General features: G+C 62.2%; 20 protein-coding genes. 10 read left to right on the top strand and 10 right to left on the bottom strand.

Annotated features, from left to right (window positions below):
- Positions 1 to 25: 25 nt before the first annotated feature.
- Positions 26 to 868 carry a 16S rRNA (adenine(1518)-N(6)/adenine(1519)-N(6))-dimethyltransferase RsmA gene (rsmA, locus tag RXV86_RS04080; RefSeq protein WP_316298443.1) on the top strand — a complete coding sequence of 281 codons (843 nt, stop codon included), beginning with the start codon at positions 26 to 28 and terminating at the stop codon, positions 866 to 868.
- 3 nt (positions 869 to 871) lie between these two features.
- Here rsmA and RXV86_RS04075 read toward each other — a convergent pair whose 3' ends face one another.
- From RXV86_RS04075 to prfA, 3 genes are all read right to left on the bottom strand, one after another.
- Positions 872 to 1,459, bottom strand: coding sequence for a DUF4167 domain-containing protein (locus RXV86_RS04075; RefSeq protein ID WP_316297675.1), 588 nt, complete (start codon positions 1,457 to 1,459; stop codon positions 872 to 874).
- Positions 1,460 to 1,711: 252 nt separating this feature from the next.
- A complete protein-coding gene (gene prmC / locus RXV86_RS04070) occupies positions 1,712 to 2,572 on the bottom strand; it encodes a peptide chain release factor N(5)-glutamine methyltransferase (protein WP_316297674.1) in 861 nt (286 codons plus the stop codon).
- Positions 2,569 to 3,618: a peptide chain release factor 1 gene (gene prfA / locus RXV86_RS04065; protein ID WP_316297673.1), complete on the bottom strand. Its 1,050-nt coding sequence runs from the start codon at positions 3,616 to 3,618 to the stop codon at positions 2,569 to 2,571. Before prfA ends, prmC begins: the two co-directional genes overlap by 4 nt.
- Before the next feature lie 93 nt (positions 3,619 to 3,711).
- On the opposite strand from prfA, the gene RXV86_RS04060 reads away from it, so the two are divergent.
- Positions 3,712 to 4,011, top strand: coding sequence for a hypothetical protein (locus RXV86_RS04060; RefSeq protein ID WP_316297671.1), 300 nt, complete (start codon positions 3,712 to 3,714; stop codon positions 4,009 to 4,011).
- On the opposite strand, the gene RXV86_RS04055 is transcribed toward RXV86_RS04060, so the two are convergent.
- The 4 genes from RXV86_RS04055 to RXV86_RS04040 form a co-directional block, all read right to left on the bottom strand.
- The gene (locus RXV86_RS04055) at positions 3,943 to 4,341 is read right to left on the bottom strand and encodes a DUF1499 domain-containing protein (protein WP_316298441.1); all 399 of its coding nucleotides are present in this window, start codon (positions 4,339 to 4,341) and stop codon (positions 3,943 to 3,945) included. The genes RXV86_RS04060 and RXV86_RS04055 overlap by 69 nt on opposite strands.
- A gap of 65 nt (positions 4,342 to 4,406) precedes the next feature.
- Positions 4,407 to 5,372, bottom strand: coding sequence for an agmatinase (gene speB / locus RXV86_RS04050; RefSeq protein ID WP_316297670.1), 966 nt, complete (start codon positions 5,370 to 5,372; stop codon positions 4,407 to 4,409).
- Positions 5,373 to 5,526: 154 nt separating this feature from the next.
- Complete coding sequence (locus RXV86_RS04045) at positions 5,527 to 6,690, bottom strand: M20 aminoacylase family protein (protein ID WP_316297667.1); 1,164 nt, start codon at positions 6,688 to 6,690, stop codon at positions 5,527 to 5,529.
- Between the two features lie 60 nt (positions 6,691 to 6,750).
- Positions 6,751 to 7,914 carry a M20 aminoacylase family protein gene (locus tag RXV86_RS04040; protein WP_316297665.1) on the bottom strand — a complete coding sequence of 388 codons (1,164 nt, stop codon included), beginning with the start codon at positions 7,912 to 7,914 and terminating at the stop codon, positions 6,751 to 6,753.
- A gap of 59 nt (positions 7,915 to 7,973) precedes the next feature.
- On the opposite strand from RXV86_RS04040, the gene mazG reads away from it, so the two are divergent.
- The 4 genes from mazG (at position 7,974) to RXV86_RS04020 (ending at position 11,539) form a co-directional block, all read left to right on the top strand.
- Positions 7,974 to 8,795 (top strand): nucleoside triphosphate pyrophosphohydrolase, encoded by an 822-nt coding sequence (gene mazG / locus RXV86_RS04035; RefSeq protein ID WP_316297663.1) that lies wholly within the window; start codon positions 7,974 to 7,976, stop codon positions 8,793 to 8,795.
- Positions 8,796 to 8,966: 171 nt separating this feature from the next.
- A complete protein-coding gene (locus RXV86_RS04030) occupies positions 8,967 to 9,965 on the top strand; it encodes a Fe(3+) ABC transporter substrate-binding protein (RefSeq protein WP_316297661.1) in 999 nt (332 codons plus the stop codon).
- A 207-nt stretch (positions 9,966 to 10,172) separates the two neighbouring features.
- Positions 10,173 to 11,102 (top strand): LicD family protein, encoded by a 930-nt coding sequence (locus RXV86_RS04025; protein WP_316297660.1) that lies wholly within the window; start codon positions 10,173 to 10,175, stop codon positions 11,100 to 11,102.
- Positions 11,099 to 11,539 carry an adenylyltransferase/cytidyltransferase family protein gene (locus tag RXV86_RS04020; protein WP_316297658.1) on the top strand — a complete coding sequence of 147 codons (441 nt, stop codon included), beginning with the start codon at positions 11,099 to 11,101 and terminating at the stop codon, positions 11,537 to 11,539. The genes RXV86_RS04025 and RXV86_RS04020 overlap by 4 nt, the downstream gene beginning before the upstream one ends.
- Positions 11,540 to 11,563: 24 nt before the next feature.
- Here RXV86_RS04020 and RXV86_RS04015 read toward each other — a convergent pair whose 3' ends face one another.
- Positions 11,564 to 11,950, bottom strand: coding sequence for a hypothetical protein (locus tag RXV86_RS04015; RefSeq protein WP_316297656.1), 387 nt, complete (start codon positions 11,948 to 11,950; stop codon positions 11,564 to 11,566).
- Positions 11,951 to 12,178: 228 nt separating this feature from the next.
- On the opposite strand from RXV86_RS04015, the gene RXV86_RS04010 reads away from it, so the two are divergent.
- From RXV86_RS04010 to RXV86_RS03995, 4 genes are all read left to right on the top strand, one after another.
- Positions 12,179 to 13,114 carry a nucleoside hydrolase gene (locus tag RXV86_RS04010; RefSeq protein WP_316297654.1) on the top strand — a complete coding sequence of 312 codons (936 nt, stop codon included), beginning with the start codon at positions 12,179 to 12,181 and terminating at the stop codon, positions 13,112 to 13,114.
- A complete protein-coding gene (locus RXV86_RS04005; protein ID WP_316297652.1) occupies positions 13,114 to 13,632 on the top strand; it encodes a GrpB family protein in 519 nt (172 codons plus the stop codon). Before RXV86_RS04010 ends, RXV86_RS04005 begins: the two co-directional genes overlap by 1 nt.
- The gene (locus tag RXV86_RS04000; protein WP_316297651.1) at positions 13,629 to 14,075 is read left to right on the top strand and encodes a GNAT family N-acetyltransferase; all 447 of its coding nucleotides are present in this window, start codon (positions 13,629 to 13,631) and stop codon (positions 14,073 to 14,075) included. Before RXV86_RS04005 ends, RXV86_RS04000 begins: the two co-directional genes overlap by 4 nt.
- Positions 14,076 to 14,215: 140 nt before the next feature.
- Positions 14,216 to 15,634: a protein adenylyltransferase SelO family protein gene (locus RXV86_RS03995; protein ID WP_316297649.1), complete on the top strand. Its 1,419-nt coding sequence runs from the start codon at positions 14,216 to 14,218 to the stop codon at positions 15,632 to 15,634.
- 214 nt (positions 15,635 to 15,848) lie between these two features.
- Here RXV86_RS03995 and RXV86_RS03990 read toward each other — a convergent pair whose 3' ends face one another.
- Together RXV86_RS03990 and RXV86_RS03985 are read right to left on the bottom strand one after the other, a co-directional pair.
- Positions 15,849 to 16,724, bottom strand: a complete 876-nt coding sequence (locus tag RXV86_RS03990; protein ID WP_316297648.1) for a DMT family transporter — start codon at positions 16,722 to 16,724, stop codon at positions 15,849 to 15,851.
- Between the two features lie 46 nt (positions 16,725 to 16,770).
- Positions 16,771 to 17,499 (bottom strand): hypothetical protein, encoded by a 729-nt coding sequence (locus RXV86_RS03985; protein ID WP_316297646.1) that lies wholly within the window; start codon positions 17,497 to 17,499, stop codon positions 16,771 to 16,773.
- Positions 17,500 to 17,501: the final 2 nt, after the last annotated feature.

The raw sequence follows: 17,501 nt of genomic DNA, 5'->3' as shown, positions 1-17,501 counted from the left end.
AAACGGCTTCCCGGCCAGGGAGTCAATAATGCCGATTGACCCGCTCCCCCCCCTGCGCGAGGTGATCGCCAACCACGGCCTTTCCGCCCGTAAATCGCTGGGCCAGAACTTCCTGCTTGATCTCAACCTCACCGCCAAGATCGCCCGTTCGGCTGGGGAACTATCCGACTGCGACGTTCTTGAAATCGGCCCTGGCCCCGGCGGCCTGACCCGAGGTCTTCTGGCCGAGGGTGCCCGTCGTGTCCTTGCCATCGAAAAGGATGCCCGCTGCCTCCCCGCCCTGGAAGAGATCGCCGCCGCCTATCCCGGCCAGCTCGAGATCATCAACGGTGACGCACTCGAAGTCGACCCGCTGACCCACCTGACCCCGCCCATCCGCATTGCAGCCAACTTGCCCTATAACGTGGGCACCGAACTGCTGGTGCGCTGGCTCACCCCGCCCCGGTGGCCACCTTTCTGGCAGTCGCTCACCCTGATGTTCCAACGCGAGGTGGCCGAACGTATCGTCGCCCAGCCCGGCGGCAAGACCTATGGTCGTCTCGCCATCCTGGCGCAATGGCGCTGCGACGCCCGCATCGTGATGAGCCTGCCACCTCAGGCCTTCACCCCGCCGCCCAAGGTCTCGTCCGCCGTGGTCCACCTCACCGCCCTGCCCGAACCGCGCTTCCCTGCCGATCCCAAGGTCCTGGAACGCGTGGTCGCCATGGGGTTCAATCAGCGCCGCAAGATGCTGCGGGCCAGCCTCAAGGGCCTGGGGGGAGATGTCGAAGAAAAGCTACGCGCCGCCGGGATTGACCCGACGGCGCGTGCAGAGACCGTGTCCCTGGAGCAATTCTGTGCGCTGGCCCGCATCGTGGCGGAAGGCTGAACCTTACTCGGCCGCCTCGTTGCCCTCATTGCCTTCGCCGCTTTCAACCTTTTTAGGTTTGCGCCGCGTCCGGGGTTTCGGCTTTTTCTCAGCCTCCGGCTTGGACGCTGCTGCTTCCGGTGTTTCCACCAATCCGCTGTCGCCATCGCTGTCGACCGGCTCGATCACGTCGGGCTGCGGGGTTGCGCCCGGATCCTTGGCCTGATCCTTGCCCTGAACCTTGTCGGCCGGCTGACCGCCATTTGACTCGCGCTCCTGGCGGGCGGCACGCTCACGATCGCGTTCGGCCTGGCGCTCGCGGTTCTGCTGTTCCTGCTGCTCGCGCCGCGCTTCAAGCTCGCGTTGCGCCGCACTCAGCATGCGCTGGTAATGCTCGGCGTGCTGCTGGAAGTTTTCCAGCGCCACGCGGTCACCCGACAGCTGCGCGTCGCGCGCCAATTGGTTGTATTTGTCAATGATCTGCTGCGGCGTGCCGCGCACCTTGCCTTCCGGCCCCGAGCTGTCAAACACCCGGTTCATGATGTTGCCGATATTGCCGCCGGAACGGTTGCGGTTTTTGTTCGACCGCGAGCGGTTCTTGGATGATCTCATGTCTTCTCTGGGTTCCCTACGGGTTCTCTAAGCGTGTTCAAGGAGTTGAACGGGCTTTGCCGCTCCGACACGCGCTTTGCGCATTCTTGCCGGGTGCAAACTGTCTGGCTTGGTATCGAGCGGGACCGGCCAAGGGCCATCCACCGTCTTGATGCCCCTGAGTAACCATGCCAGAGAGGGATTAACAAGGGCTAACTGTGCCAATAGGGTACAAATCCGCGTGTTTTCGCCGCCTGGCGTGGCTTTTCGGTCCTATTCGCGCGGCTTTACCCCCGCCACGACCCGATCCCGCCCATCCAGATCGGGCAGAATCTCTACACTGTCAAACCCGGCCTCACGGAACATCGCCGCCACCACCGCCCCCTGTGTCGGCCCGATCTCTACCATCAACCGGCCATTGGGCAGCAGGTGCTCTGGCGCTTCCTGGGCAATGATCCGGTAGGCGCTAAAACCGTCCGCTTCGTCGGTCAGCGCCATGCGCGGTTCATGGGCAAGTTCCGGCGCCAGCCCCGGCATTTCATCCGCCGCGATATATGGCGGGTTCGACACAATCAGGTCGAACTGACCGGCCACACCAGCGTACCAATCACTCTCCAGAAATCCTGCGCGTTCTCCAACGCCAAGGGCCTCAGCGTTCTTCTCCGCGACCGCCAGCGCCCGCCCCGACAAATCGGTTCCAATCCCTGTCGCTTCGCCTTTCTCGGCCAGCAAGCTCACCAATATCGCGCCCGATCCGGTGCCAAGGTCCAGAACCTCGTTGAACGGCTTCCGCAACGCTGCTTCAATCAGCGTCTCGGTCTCGGGCCGGGGGTCCAGCACATCGCCAGTTACCTCGAGCCAGCGCCCATAGAACTCGCGCCCACCCAGGATATGCGACATCGGCTCCCGATCCCGCCGCCGTGCCCCAAGCACATAGGCCCTCTCCAGCGCCGCCTCCTTCAGCGGATCGTCTGCCATGATGATCAACCGGCCTGGCTCGACTTGTAAAACATGCGCCAGCAACAGCCGCGCATCCGTACCCGGCGTCTCGATCCCACCATCCCTGAAATACCGGGTCAGCCCTGCCAACCCGTCGCGCACTGTCAGCGCGACCGCGCCGTCACGTCCGATCACCCTTCCATCTCCGCCAGAAGGCACGCCTGATGATCTGCGGTCAGCGCATCGACGATCTCGTCGAGATCACCGCCCATCACCGCATCCAGCTTGTAAAGCGTCAGGTTGATCCGATGATCGGTCATCCGTCCTTGCGGGAAATTATACGTCCGAATGCGTTCCGACCGGTCGCCGGAGCCCACCTGCGCCTTGCGATCCGCCGCCCGTTCGTCTGCGGCGCGCTGCCGTTCCATGTCGAAAAGCCGGGTTTTCAGCACCTGCATTGCGATCTCCCGGTTCCGGTGCTGCGATTTCTCGGAAGAGGTCACCATGATGCCCGACGGAATATGGGTGATCCTGACGGCGGAATCGGTGGTGTTCACGTGCTGCCCCCCGGACCCCGAGGCCCGCATCGTGTCGATCCGGATGTCACCCGCATCAATCGCGATATCCACATCCTCGGCCTCGGGCAGCACCGCCACCGTTGCCGCACTGGTATGAATACGCCCACCGCTTTCGGTTTCGGGCACCCTCTGCACCCGGTGCACGCCGCTCTCGAACTTCAGCCGGGCAAAGACGTTTTCGCCCGACACCCGCGCGACCACCTCCTTGATCCCACCCAATTCGCTCAGGCTTTGCTCAAGGATTTCGAACTTCCAGCCCCTGCCCTCGGCATAGCGCTGATACATCCGCAGCAGGTCGCCGGCAAACAACGCCGCCTCGTCGCCCCCGGTCCCCGGCCTGATCTCGACCAACGCAGGCCGCGCGTCTGCCGCATCCTTCGGCAACAGCGCCAGTTGCAAGGCGTCCTCGGCCTCTGGCAGGCGCGCCCGCAACTCCGGCAATTCCTCCTCGGCCAATTCCTTCATCTCGGGGTCGGCCAACATCGCCTCGGCCTCGGCAATATCATCCAGAAGCAGGCGATAGTCGGCAATCTGCTCCACCACGGGCCGCAGATCGGAATACTCCTTGGCGAGTTTTGCAATATCCCCGCCGCCCTCGGCCATCTGCGCCTCGAGGTACTCAAACCGGCCGGTGATCTGCTCTAATCTGTCCAATGGAACCATGGCCCGTCTCTCTCCCATCCCGGTGCCAGCGTCAAGCCGCCTGCGCTTTTTGGCGACATTCCCCGCACGGATTCATCATGCTATACTTATACTATGAAACGGCTTCTGATCCCTCTCGCACTCGGGCTCGCCGCATTCCCGGCGCTGGCTGACATTCAAAATAATGGCAAGACGATCGATTGCTATTGCACCGATTCAACAGGTGGTCGCGTCGATCTTGGCGAGAAGATCTGCCTCCATGTCGACGGCAAGATGTTCACCGCCCAATGCCAGATGTCGCTGAACGTGCCGATGTGGCGCAAGGTCGAGGACGGCTGCACCACCTCACAACTGCTTGAGCCACGCCTCCAGTCGGTCCCGGTTGACGCCCATATCACGCCGTCCAAATCGTGAGCGGGCATAGAGCACCAACTGCCCCTCACCGATCTGCACCGTGGTGTAATCCGGAAATCCCCAGAAAGCAGTCCGCGTGACATAGGTCACCATGCCCTCAGCGACAGACCCGGCCAGAAGTTTCGTGCGCGGCCAGCCTCCGGCAATCTCGCCCATCCGCGCCAGCCCATCCGGTCCGGCCTGCACCACCCGGATCGCTCCGTTCTGGAAATCCTTGTCGCGCAACTCGCCTTTCGGCGGCACATGCCACCGGCCCACATCACTGGGCGCCAGGCGCACATAGGCCCCAAACAGCACGACAACCGCCAGAAAGACCCAGACAATGACCATTCCCAATCCCGCTCTCTTTCTTTGCACAAATACTCACCCCGACCTGACCGGCATTCGATACCACATCAAGCCTGACGCCGCGTCCAGCCCCAAAGACAGATGATCTCCATCGCCACATGGGCACCGGCGATGGCCGTTGCTCCGCTGGGATCAAACGGTGGTGATACCTCGACGATGTCGCCGCCAACCAGGTTGATCCCGGCCAGGTCGCGCAGCAGGATCGCCGCCTGACCAGAACTCAGGCCACCCCAAACCGGAGTGCCCGTTCCCGGCGCAACCCCCGGGTCCAGCCCATCAATGTCAAAGCTCAGGTAAACCGGCCGATCCGCAACAATCGCGCGCGCCTTCTCCGCCGCCGCTGCCGGGCCCTTCTCGTGCACCTCGCGGGCGTCGATGATATTCACGCCCAGTGTGTCGTCGTTATGCGTCCGGATTCCGATCTGCACCGATGTCTTCGGGTCCACGATCCCGCTTTTCACCGCCTTGTAAAACATCGTCCCATGATCCACCCGGGACATGTCATCGTCGGCCCAGGTATCCGTGTGCGCATCCACCTGGATCAGCGAAATGGGCCCAAACTTCTCGGCATAAGCCTTTAGAATCGGAAACGAAATATAGTGATCCCCGCCCAGCGTCACGCTCGCCGCGCCTGCCTCAAGTATGCCGCGAATATGCGCCGTCAACGCATCGGGAAACGCCGGGATATTGGCATAGTCAAACGCCACATCGCCGTAATCGACGATGCTCAGTTCCTCCAACGGATTATACCCCCAGCCATAAGGCGCATCCGGGCTCTGCAAGGCACTCGCCTCGCGGATCGCCCGCGGGCCCAGCCGTGTGCCGGGGCGGTTTGTCACCGCCTGGTCGAACGGCACGCCGGTCACGGCAATATCCACCCCTGACAAGTCCTTGGTGTAACGCCGCCGCAGAAACGACGTCGCCCCGCCAAAGGTGTTCTCGAAACTCACCCCCCGGTCGTTGGTCCGGGTAAAGGCTTCGTCCACATAGTTCTTCGAATCTTCCAGCGCCATGTCGCCCTCCAAAAATTTGATCAAATTGTGCCGGAAGCCCACCAAAGGTCAACCCCACCCGCGCGGGGCCACGGGGCGGGCACTCTCGGTGATCGCTTCGCATACCTTCCGTCGACGGGATGGGCATTGCCCCTCGCGGGCGTGGTCTCTCAGCTTACAGAGGCGCCGCCTTCTCGACCAGCCGCGCCAGGAACGACGCCCCCACCGGCGCGATCTCGTCGTTGAAATCGTATTTCGGGTGATGCACCGTCGCGCCCTCGACCCCGTTGCCGACAAAGGCATAGGCTCCGGGCCGCGCCTCCAGCATGTAGGAAAAATCCTCGGCCGCCATGATCGGGCGCGCGTTGCCCTCCACCTGATCGGCTCCGACAACATCGCGCGCAACCTCTGCCGCAAACCGCGCCTTGTCGACATCATTTACCGTCGGCGGATAACCACGGTCATAGTCCAGCACCGCCTCGACACCGAAGCTCGCCGCCTGCCCTGCCACGATCTCGCCCATCCGGCGCTCGACCATGTCACGCACCTCTGCATCGAAACAGCGCACCGTACCGCAAATTCGCGCGGTATCCGGGATGATGTTGCTGGCCGTGCCGGTGTTGATCTGCGTGACCGAAATCACCAGCCGCTTCTGCGCATCATTGTTCCGACTAACGATGGTCTGGAACGCCTGCACGATGCTCACGGCCGCCACCACCGGGTCCACCGTTTCGTGCGGTTCGGCCCCATGGCCGCCGCTGCCTTGAATGTCGATGTAGAAGGAATCCGCCGCTGCCATCAACGGCCCCGGCGCGGTGCCGATCATGCCCGTGGGCAGGCCCGGCCCGTTGTGAATGCCGTAAACCTCGTCGATGGCGTATTTGTCCATGACACCTTCCTGCACCATGACCTCGCCGCCGCCGCCACCTTCCTCGTCGGGCTGAAACAGCAACACTGCACGGCCCGCGAAATTGCGCGTCTCCGACAGGTATTTCGCTGCCCCCAGCAGCATCGCCGTATGCCCGTCATGGCCACAGGCATGCATCTTGCCGGGCACTTTCGATGCATAATCAAGGCCGGTTTCCTCTAGAATCGGCAGCGCATCCATATCCGCGCGCAGCCCGATCGTCGGACCGTCGCCCTGCCCCTCGATCACCGCGACCACGCCGCTTTCGGCCCAGCCGGTGGTAATATCGGTGATCCCGAACTCCTTCAACCGCTCCACTACGAAAGCCGCCGTTTGGTGACAGTCGCGTCCCAACTCGGGATTCTCGTGAATGTGACGCCGCCATGCGGTCATCTCGTCCGCCAGCCCGGCAATTCTGTTGATCACAGCCATGATAGGTCCCTCCAATGCTCCGCCGCCAACTCAAGCCCAAATGCGTCGGGCGGGCAAGTCTTACCCCACGGGATGATGCCGCTCGATCAAGCGGGCAAAGAAGCTCGCCCCCACAGGCGCCACCTCATCGTTGAAATCGAACTCGGGGTGATGCACTGACGGCCCGACCCCCTGCCCCAGGAAGAAAAACGCCCCCGGCCGCGCCTCAAGCATATAGGAAAAATCCTCGGCTCCCATCTCAGGTGGCAGCGCGGTCAGCACGTTGTCCTCACCTGCCACCTCGCGAGCAATCTCTGCGCCTTTTTCGGTCTGCGCGCCGTGGTTCACCGTCGCCGGGTAGTTGCGTTGATAGTCCAGCCGCGCCTCAACCCCGTACACGCTGGCCTGCGCCGTCACAATCTCGCCAATCCGCTTCTCGGCCATGTCGCGCACCGCGGGGCTGAAACTGCGCACGGTGCCTGCCAGATAGGCGCTTTCGGGGATGATGTTCATCGCGCTGCCGCCGTGAATCTGCGTCACCGAAACCACCAATTCGTCCAGCGGCTTCACGTTGCGGCTCACCACCGTCTGCATCGCCTGCAAAATCGCCGCCGCTGCCGGAAGCGGATCAATACAGGCGTCCGGGTAGGCTGCATGCCCGCCCTTGCCAGTCAGGAAAATCTCAAAATCATCCACCGCCGCCAGCAAAGGCCCGGTTCTCGTGCGGAACTCTCCAGCACCACCAAACGGATCGGTATGAAGCGCATAGACCTCGCCCACGTCGAACCGGTCCATCATGCCCTCTTCCACCATGATCCGCCCACCGCCGATGGTCTCTTCCGCCGGCTGGAAGATCAGCACTGCCTTGCCGCCGAAATTGCGTGTCTCGGACAGGTATTTCGCCGCGCCCAGCAGCATCGCCGTATGCCCGTCATGACCGCAGGCATGCATCCGTCCCTCAACTTGCGAGGCCCACTCGGCGCCGGTTTCCTCCTGCATCGGCAGCGCGTCCATGTCCGCGCGCAATCCCGTCACCGGCCCCTCGCCCGTACCGTTGATCACTGCAACGACACCGCTGCGCGCGATGCCCTCGTGAATCTCGTCGACGCCGAACTCTCGCAACCGCTCCACAACAAAGGCCGCCGTCTGATGACAGTCCAGCCCCAACTCGGGGTTCATGTGCAAATGCCGCCGCCACCCGGCCATCTCCTCGGCAAACCCTGCAATACGATTGATTACGGCCATGACTGGACTCCCTTTCGCTCTCCGGCCACAACTAGAACCCCAGAAAGGACCCCACCGCAATGCCCGATAACGACCTGATCCACGACCCACATGGCGGCATGCCGCGCCTGCTGGAAATCATGCGGGCCCTGCGCGACCCCGATCATGGCTGCCCGTGGGACATCGAACAGAGTTTTGCCACCATCGCTCCCTACACGATCGAAGAGGCCTACGAGGTCGCAGACGCGATTGAACGCGAGGCCTGGCAAGAACTGAAGGGCGAGCTGGGCGATCTGCTGTTCCAATCCGTGTTCCACGCCCAGATGGCCGAAGAAGCGGGCCATTTCACCTTTGATCAGGTCGCCGACACCATGTCGGACAAGATGGTGGCGCGTCACCCGCATGTCTTTGGTAACGAAAGCCGGGACAAATCTGCCGAGCAGCAAACCGTCGATTGGGAAACCATCAAGGCCGCTGAACGCGCTTCCAAGGCGCAAAAAGGCACACTCGATGGCGTTGCCGTGGGTTTGCCAGCCCTGCTGCGTGCCGTCAAACTGCAGAAACGCGCCGCCCGTGTTGGCTTTGACTGGCCCTCCACGGATCAGGTGATCGACAAGATCGTCGAAGAAGCCAACGAACTGCACGAGGCCCGCGCCACCCTCACAGCAGAGGAGACCTTCGAAGAGTTCGGTGACCTGCTCTTCGTCATCGCCAACCTCGCCCGCCACCTCGACATTGACCCCGAATCAGCGCTGCGCGCCGCCAATGCCAAGTTCACGCGCCGCTTCGAACGCATCGAATCCCTTCTGTCCGAACAGGGTAAAACCCCCTCCGACAGCGACCTCCAAGAGATGGACGCGCTCTGGAATCAGGCCAAGATGGACGAGAAGAACGTCTCATAACCTTCTGAAACTATTTCTTCATTTGACTGCAAATGCCTCGGGGAGCGCGAGGGGTTGGCCCCTCACTCTCTTGATCCAAGTCAAATACCTAAGCTTTCAACTCAGGTATTGACCCAAGTAATTTACTCAGGTTTAAAATCCGCAACGAACACCTCAATACGGAGACCGCGCATGTTCACCCGCCTCACCTTGGCCGCCACCCTTGCGGCCGCACCGGCCCTCGCCGACGACGTCAATGTCTATTCCTACCGCCAGCCCGAACTGCTTGCCCCGCTCACGGACGCCTTCGAGGCCGAAACCGGCATTAACGTCAACGTCGCCTATATGAAGAAAGGTATGGTCGAACGTCTCACGGCCGAGGGCAAACGCTCGCCTGCCGACCTGATCTTCACCGTCGATGCCGCGCGCATGGCCGCGATGGTCGAGGCTGGTCTGACCCAGCCGGTTACCAGCGCCACGCTCAGCGCCAATGTCCCCCCCGCCTTCCACGACCCGGACGGTCACTGGTGGACCCTGACCACCCGCGCCCGCGTGGTCTATGCCTCCAAGGACCGCGTCGCGGATGCCGACATCACCACCTACGAAGACCTTGTCGATCCCAAGTGGAAGGGCCGCATCTGCACCCGCTCGGGCACCCACCCCTATAACGTGGCGCTGACCGCCGCCTACCTTCACCACCACGGCGCCGAGGCCACCCGCGAATGGCTCAAGGGCCTCAAGGCCAACCTCGCCCGCAAGCCGCAGGGCAATGATCGCGCTCAGATCAAGGCGATCTGGGCCGGCGAATGCGACATTTCGATCGGCAACACCTATTACATGGGCGCGATGCTGAAAAACGAAGAGCAACAGGCCTGGGCCGACTCGGTGCGCCTGCTGTTTCCCACCTTTGAAAACGGCGGCGCACATGTGAACATCTCGGGCGTCGCCATGACCGGGGCAGCTCCGAACAAGGAAAATGCGATCAAATTCATGGAGTTCCTGGCCTCACCCAAGGCACAGCAGATCTATGCCGAAACGAATTACGAATACCCGATTGCGCCCGGCACACCACCGTCGGACCTGGTTGCCAGTTGGGGCAGCTTTGCCCCGGACGAGGCCGACCTGATGGACATCGCCCGCATGCGCCCCGACGCCCTCAAGCTGGTTGAAGAAGTCGATTTCGACGGCTGATCCCCTGACCAAGAACGTCGTTGCTTTCACGCAACCCCGTCCCCGGGCCGCAAGATGCCTCCCAGACTTGCGGCCCGGTCTTTTTTTGGCCGTTTCATTCCGGCCACGGACGGCTATCCAATCGAATTTGCCTGTATCTATTTTCACCTTTGCGCTGTAGATTCCGCGCAAAGCAGTGATAAAACAAAAACGTAACAGGTAACCTCGATGAACAAAGCACCTGTGGACGGCCCGTTTGCCGCCCGGATCGAGCAATTGCGCCGCCGCGCCTTGTCCCAGATCATCGCGCCACGCGACGGCTACAAGGCCCGCGCAATTGTCATCGAACTGGGCGAAATGGCTGATGCCGCCAAGGATCACACCTCGCCCGAGTTCCTCGAAGCCACCATTCTGGCGATCATCGCCCGCGGCGGCCGCCCGCGGCGCGCCCAAAAACCGCTCTACCGCCTGTTTCGCGCCCGGCTCGAAGACGGCAAGATCGAGAAGTATCAGCAATTCCAACAGGTTCTGACGTATTCCGTGCGTGATCGGAAAGAGCTTGAAGGGCTGCACTTCCATTCCGCCTTCGGCACGATGAACCAGGCCGAGGTCTGGGCTGATATCGAACAGGTCATGTCAAATCTCAAGGCCGTCGGCTCCGAGGTGTTCCTCAACTCCGGCACCCTCCTGGGCGCGGTACGCGACAAGGCGCTGATTGCCCATGACGACGATGTCGACCTCGCCATCCGGCTTGATGCCTCCTCGACCGTCGAAGCCGTCGAGCAATGGAAAAAGACCCGAGAATTGCTGCAAAACGCGGGCTTTCTGTCCGAACGCCAGCCCACCAACCCCGGCACGATGAAGCTCAAGGCCTCTGGCGGCTACAATGTCGACCTTTTCCCAGCCTGGGTGGATGAAGGGCAGGTCTATGTCTATCCGCACACCTGCGGCGACCTGACCGAAGATCAGGTCTTTCCGCTGAAACCCTGCGAAACCACCGGCCTGCCGATCCCGAAAGATCCCGAAGCGATGCTTGCGGTCAATTATGGTGACGGCTGGAAACATCCCGACCCGGGCTTTGCCTTCAACTGGGCCCATGCCAACCGCCGCTTCGCCGTGTTCAAAAACGCGCTCGATCACGCGGAGCAGGCCGCATGAGCGCCCCGCATCCCAAAACCATTCTGACCTACGGCACGTTCGACCTGTTTCATGTCGGCCATGTCCGTCTCTTGCAGCGCATGGCCGCGATGGGCGACCGGTTGATCGTCGGTTGCTCGTCGGACGAATTCAACGCCATCAAGGGCAAGAAAACCGTCATCCCCTACGAGCACCGGGCCGAAATCCTGCTTGCTTGCCGTTATGTTGATGACGTTTTCCCGGAAAATGACTGGGAGCAGAAACCCGGAGATATCCACAAATACGAGGTCGATACCTTCGTCATGGGCGACGATTGGACCGGTAAATTCGATGCGCTCTCAGAGCATTGTACTGTGCATTACCTGCCGCGTACGCCGTCGATTTCCAGCACCAAGGTCAAGAAGACCCTGGGCGAAATGGCCGCCGCAGGTCACTTCCCCAAACTCTCCGACGGCTGATCCCCTTTTCCGCTTCGGCAGGTTTCAGTTCCGCCCCTTCACCTGCAACTCCTCATCGCTGCCTTTGAAACCCTCCGGGGTGCCCCCCGCGGTAGTTGATACACCCAGCCTCCTGCGTGTCTTCACCGCCTGCAACTCTTCATCGCTGCCTTTGAACCCCTTCACAGTGCCGCCGCCGGCCGAGGCCACCCCTGGCCCACTCCGCTTTTTCACCGACAGACGCTGTTTCTTTTTCTTGCCCACCCCTTTCAGGCTGCCCGCCAAATGCAAGGTCGCCCCCGGCGTGCCTCCCTCCGATATCAGGATTTTTTTGCTACCCGCCGTTGCCGGGGAACCCCACATGCCCCCCATTGTTCCGATGGCGAAAACCATCACCGCAATGATCCCGTTTCGGGCTGTCCGATCCGACATTCTGCACTACCTTCCCTGATTCAAATCTGTTCAAACAATCGGCGATCTCGCCCGCAACGGGCAACCTTGCCCAGTGCAACACGGTTCGCGCGGTGTGGCAAGTCCGGCCTCCCGATCCGGGCCACCAACCAATCACACCGACAGGGCGGAAACCCGCCACCTCCCATGGTGGACAATCCCGGCGCCCTTGGTCATGGTCCCCCCGAGGGCAGCAGGGAACCACGCCACATGCGCAAGATTATCATCGACACCGATCCGGGCCAGGACGATGCCGTCGCCATCCTTCTGGCTCTGGCCAGTCCGGACGAGATTGACGTGCTGGGCATCACATGTGTCGCAGGCAATGTTCCCCTGCCCCTAACGTCTAAAAATGCGCGTATTGTCTGTGAGTTGGCAGGCAAACCTGATGTAATGGTCTTTGCCGGATGCGACCGTCCCCTGGGCCGCGATCTGGTCACGGCCGAGCATGTTCATGGTAAAACCGGCCTTGACGGCCCCGATCTACCGGACCCGGAAATGTCCCTGCAGGACCAGCACGCCGTCGACTTCATCATCGACACGCTGCGTGCCCATGATCCCGGCATGGTCACCCTCTGTCCGCTGGGCCCGCTCACCAACATCGCCATGGCGTTTGAAAAGGCACCGGACATCATGGAACGGGTGGCTGAAATCGTCCTCATGGGTGGTGCCTATTTCGAGGTCGGCAACATCACTCCGGCCGCCGAGTTCAACATTTACGTCGACCCGCAAGCCGCTCATATCGTTTTTAAATCTGGCGTTCCTATCACCGTAATGCCGCTCGATGTAACCCACAAGGCACTGGTCACGAAACCGCGCAACGACGCGTTCCGCGCCCTTGGCACCCCCGTAGGCATCGCCGTCGCCCAGATGACCGATTTCTTCGAACGGTTCGACAAGGAAAAATACGGCTCCGCCGGTGCCCCGCTGCATGATCCCTGCGTCACCGCTTACCTGCTGCAACCGGGCCTCTTTTCGGGCCGCCATATCAACGTCGAGATCGAAACCCATTCCGAGCTGACCATGGGCATGACCGTCGCCGACTGGTGGGGCGTTACCGATCGCGCTCCCAACGCCACCTTCATGGGGGACATCGACGCCGACGGTTTCTTTGCCCTTCTGACCGAGCGGCTCGCCCGCCTATGATGCCGCCGCTCACGCCCTACAATCCGCTTTGGCCGAAACAAGCCGAGGTACTGATCAAGGAACTGACAGACCTCCTCGGTTCCGCCTGCATCGAGATCCACCATATCGGCTCGACCTCGGTGCGCGGGTTGACGGCGAAACCGGTGATCGACCTCCTGCCGGTCGTTACCTCCCACGCCGCGCTTGATGCAAAACGTCCTGCCCTCGAATCGGCCGGCTTTGAATGGATGGGCAATTTCGGGCTGCCGGGCCGCACCTACCTGCACCGCGACCATGCTTGCGGAACACGCCAGGTCCAGGCCCATTGCTACGAACAGGGCTCAGCCGAGATTAAAAGGCATCTTGCCTTCCGCGACCTCCTGCGCCGCGACAGCCATGTCCGGGCTGCCTACGGCGCCACCAAGGCCCGCTGCCTTGGCGAACACCCCAACGACCACGCCGCATATGGCGCCTGCAAATCCGCGCTGATCGACACGCTCGAGGCCCGCGCCCTTCTTATGGAAAGCCCGATCTCATGAGCACCCTTCAACTCGCCCGCCCCGACGACCTGCCCAAACTCGAAGCCCTTGTTGCCGCCTACCATGTATTTAGCGGCATCGAGACCACGCAAGATGGGCGCAACGCCGCCCTGATGCCGCTTCTCGAAGGCATCCCTCACGGTGTCGCCTACCTGATCGGCCCGCGCGTGGCCCCCGTCGGCTATATCATCATCTCCTTTGGCTACTCGGTCGAAATGGGCGGCATGGACGGCTTCATCGACGAGTTCTTCATCCGCGAGCGTGTCCGCGGCCGTGGCATGGGCAGCGAGGTGCTGCTCTCGCTTCTGCCCGCGCTGGAGAGCCACGGGATCAAGGCGTTGCACCTCGAGGTCGACCGCGATGACGAAGCGGCCCAACGGCTCTACCAGCGCGCGGGTTTCAAACCGCGCGACAAATACCACCTGATGACTCGCACCGCCTGACCCGGTGCAACGCTTCATTTGACCACAAATGCCTCGGAGGGTCGTCCTTGGTTGCGCCGTTGGTCCGAGCGACCAATGGACGACGAGGCCGGTCCTCACTCCTGGCTGGAAAACATGCGCGTTAGAGTTATATTCATCCCATGACGCTCTCGATCCCCTTTTCCAACAGCTACGCCAGCCTGCCACCGCATTTCCACAGCCGCCAGCCGGCCGCGCCGGTGGCGGCGCCGCAGTTGATCGCCTTCAATGACACCCTCGCCGAAAGCCTGGGCATCGCCCCCGGCCCGCCCGAGGACATGGCCCGCGTCTTCGCCGGAAACGAGACGCCCCAAGGGGCCGATCCGCTGGCGCAGGCCTATGCCGGTCACCAGTTCGGCAATTTCGTGCCCCAGCTCGGCGACGGTCGCGCCCTGCTTCTGGGCGAGGTCACCGACAAGACCGGCACCCGTTTCGACATTCAACTCAAGGGCTCCGGCCGCACCCCCTATTCGCGCGGCGGCGATGGCAGGGCGTGGCTCGGGCCCGTCTTGCGCGAATACGTGGTCTCCGAGGCGATGCATGCGCTCACCATCCCCACCACCCGCGCCCTCGCCGCGGTGACAACCGGCGAGACCGTACAGCGTGAAACCGCCCTGCCCGGCGCAGTGCTGACCCGGGTGGCAGCGTCACATATCCGCGTTGGCACCTTTCAGTTCTTCGCTGCCCGTGGCGACACCAAGGCCCTGCAGGCGCTTTTCGACTACACCCGCACCCGCCACTACCCCGATGTCGAAACCCCGAATGACCTGCTCTCTGCCGTGATCGACAGGCAGGCGGCGCTGGTGGCGGCTTGGATGTCGGTGGGTTTCATCCACGGGGTAATGAACACCGACAACACCACGCTGTCGGGCGAAACCATCGACTATGGGCCCTGCGCCTTCATCGACGACTACCACCCCGACACGGTGTTTTCCTCGATCGACCGTCATGGCCGCTATGCCTATTCCAACCAGGCCCGCGTCATCGTCTGGAACATGGCGCAACTGGCCAACACCCTGATCCCGCTCTGCCCGGACCAGGACAAAGCGGTCGAGGATTTCACCACCCTCGTCCATTCGATGCCCACCCGGATCGAGCACGCCTGGCTGACCCGGTTTGGCGCCAAGCTGGGGCTTTCTAACCCCGACCCCGAGGATCGCGCTCTGATCGAGGATCTTCTGACCCTGATGGCGACAGACGGAGCCGATTTCACCAACGCGTTCAGGGCTATCGCCACATCGTCGGCCCGCGACCAGTTCTCGGATCGAAATACGTTCGATGCCTGGGAGACCCGCTGGCAGGCCCGCATTGCCTCTGAGCCTGACCCGCGTGCTCTGATGGCGCGCGTCAACCCTGCCTTCATCCCGCGCAATCACCGTGTCGAGGAAATGATCCAATCCGCCGTGGCGGGCGATTTCGCCCCGTTCCACCGCCTGACGGCGGTGCTGGCCCGCCCCTATGACGATCAACCGGACGCGTTGGACCTGACCCGCCCCCCGACGGACAGCGAACGCGTGCGCCAGACCTTCTGCGGCACCTGAGTTTCCAAGGATTTGCGCCACCTGACGGCGTCGCCGGGGGCCTCGCTACGCTCGGCCCTGCATGGTACCTGCTGGCGCCGGGCTGGCGCCCGGCGGCCGCTTTGATTGAACCGTTGTGGCGGGTTGGCTGGGTGGGAATGAGTATTTGAACCAAGAAAGAGCAGCGTCGTTTGGGTTCCTCTTGCCCGGAATGCTCCTTGCTGAACAGCCCTTGTCAGCGGCGGTTGATCAGGGTGATCCCCACCGCCACCAGCATCAAGCCACCGATGATCTCGGGGCCCACCGCCTCGTTCAGGAAGAGCCAGCCAAGGCCGACGCCGAAGACCGGAGACAGGAAGGAAAACGACGCCACGCCCGAGGCCGGGTAGCGTTTCATCAGGAAGAACCAGAAGAGATAGCCGAAACTGGCGATCGCAAGAGTCTGAAAGGCATATCCCGCCCAGTGGATCGGCTGCAGATCACGGATGAAAGGGCCAAAGAACAGCGCCGCGATCATCAGCAGCACCGCCGAAATGATGAGTTGCGAGAACAGCTGCACCTCCGGGGCCACCCGCTCCAGCGGCGTCACCCGCACCACCAAGGCAATCCCGGCCCAGGACATCGCTGCCAGGAGCGCCATCACGTCCCCCAGGATATCGCCCTGACCAGCACCTTGGTCGCTCATCACCCAGACTACGCCGCCCATCGCCAGCAACAGCCCCAAGGCACGTACAGTGTTCAACCGTTCGCCTGCGATCATCAGATGCGCCCCGATCGCCACGAAAACCGGCATCGAATAGAAAATGATCGAGGCCCGCCCGACGCTGGTGCGATCGAGCGACAGGTAGAGAAATATGAACTCGGCGGTAAAGAGCAGCCCGAGCAGGAGCGCGCCGACCCGCGCCTCATGCGGGATGCGAATCGCGATGCCTCGCCAGCGCATCCAGGCCCAGATCGCCACCACCGCGCCAACCGAACGCAACCCGGCCAGGAACACCGGCTGGAACCCGCCGGTCGAGACCTTGATCACCACCTGGTTGAACCCAAGCAGAAAGGCGAACAGGATCATCGCGGCGGCACCGGCCGCATCCACGTGGTCTTTGCGTTCCATGATTGCCTCCCTTTCGCGTCAACAAGGGGGCAAAGGCGGTGAAAGGTCAATCCGCGTCGTTGCGTTCCAATTCGGTTTGCCGTGTGTCCTTGCCCTGTGCGCCGGGCCGATTCTGATGCTGATGCTGGAACAGGCGCGGATTCTTCTCGATGAACTCGCCAATCAGCCGCTGTAGCCCCGCCGCATGCCGTCCACGCAGATAGGCCCAACCGGCCATCGCCCCGATACCTGCGCCGAAGAAATCGACGATCAGGTCACCCATCGTGTCGTTCAGTCCCGATTTCTGCATGTTCAACCCAAACAGCTGATCCATACCGAACTCGAAAATCTCCCAGCCCACGCCGATCGCCATTCCGAAACAGAACCCGAAAAACGCCACTGCCCCGTGCGGCGCGGCAAAGCGATTACCCTGAAACATCATGAACACCAGCACGAACCCGATCAGGCCGAATCCCAGCGCGCTGGCGCCGTGCATGGCGATATCCCACCACCAGAACCGCTCGTAAAAATCATAGACCTCGCCAAGAAACAGCGTGCCGCCGACAAAGGCCACCACCAGCAGCATGAAGGACGAGGGGACGTGGATCTCGGCCCAGCGCGCGTAGATGACCGGCACCAGCGACAAGGCTAGCGTGGCCAGCGCCACAAAGGCCACCGAGAACCGTCCTGCAATCAGCGCGTCGGCCGCCATGATCAACAGAACCGCCCAGATTGCCCAGGTCAGATAGGACTGATCGCGTAGCACCCTCGTGACATCCCCGCTTTTGCCTTGCATAT

The sequence above is a fragment of the Aliisedimentitalea sp. MJ-SS2 genome (assembly GCF_032586155.1).
Classification (GTDB): domain Bacteria; phylum Pseudomonadota; class Alphaproteobacteria; order Rhodobacterales; family Rhodobacteraceae; genus JAWHTC01.
The sequence above is the reverse complement of the archived record's forward strand: the minus strand, read 5'-3'. Positions and strand labels throughout refer to the sequence as shown.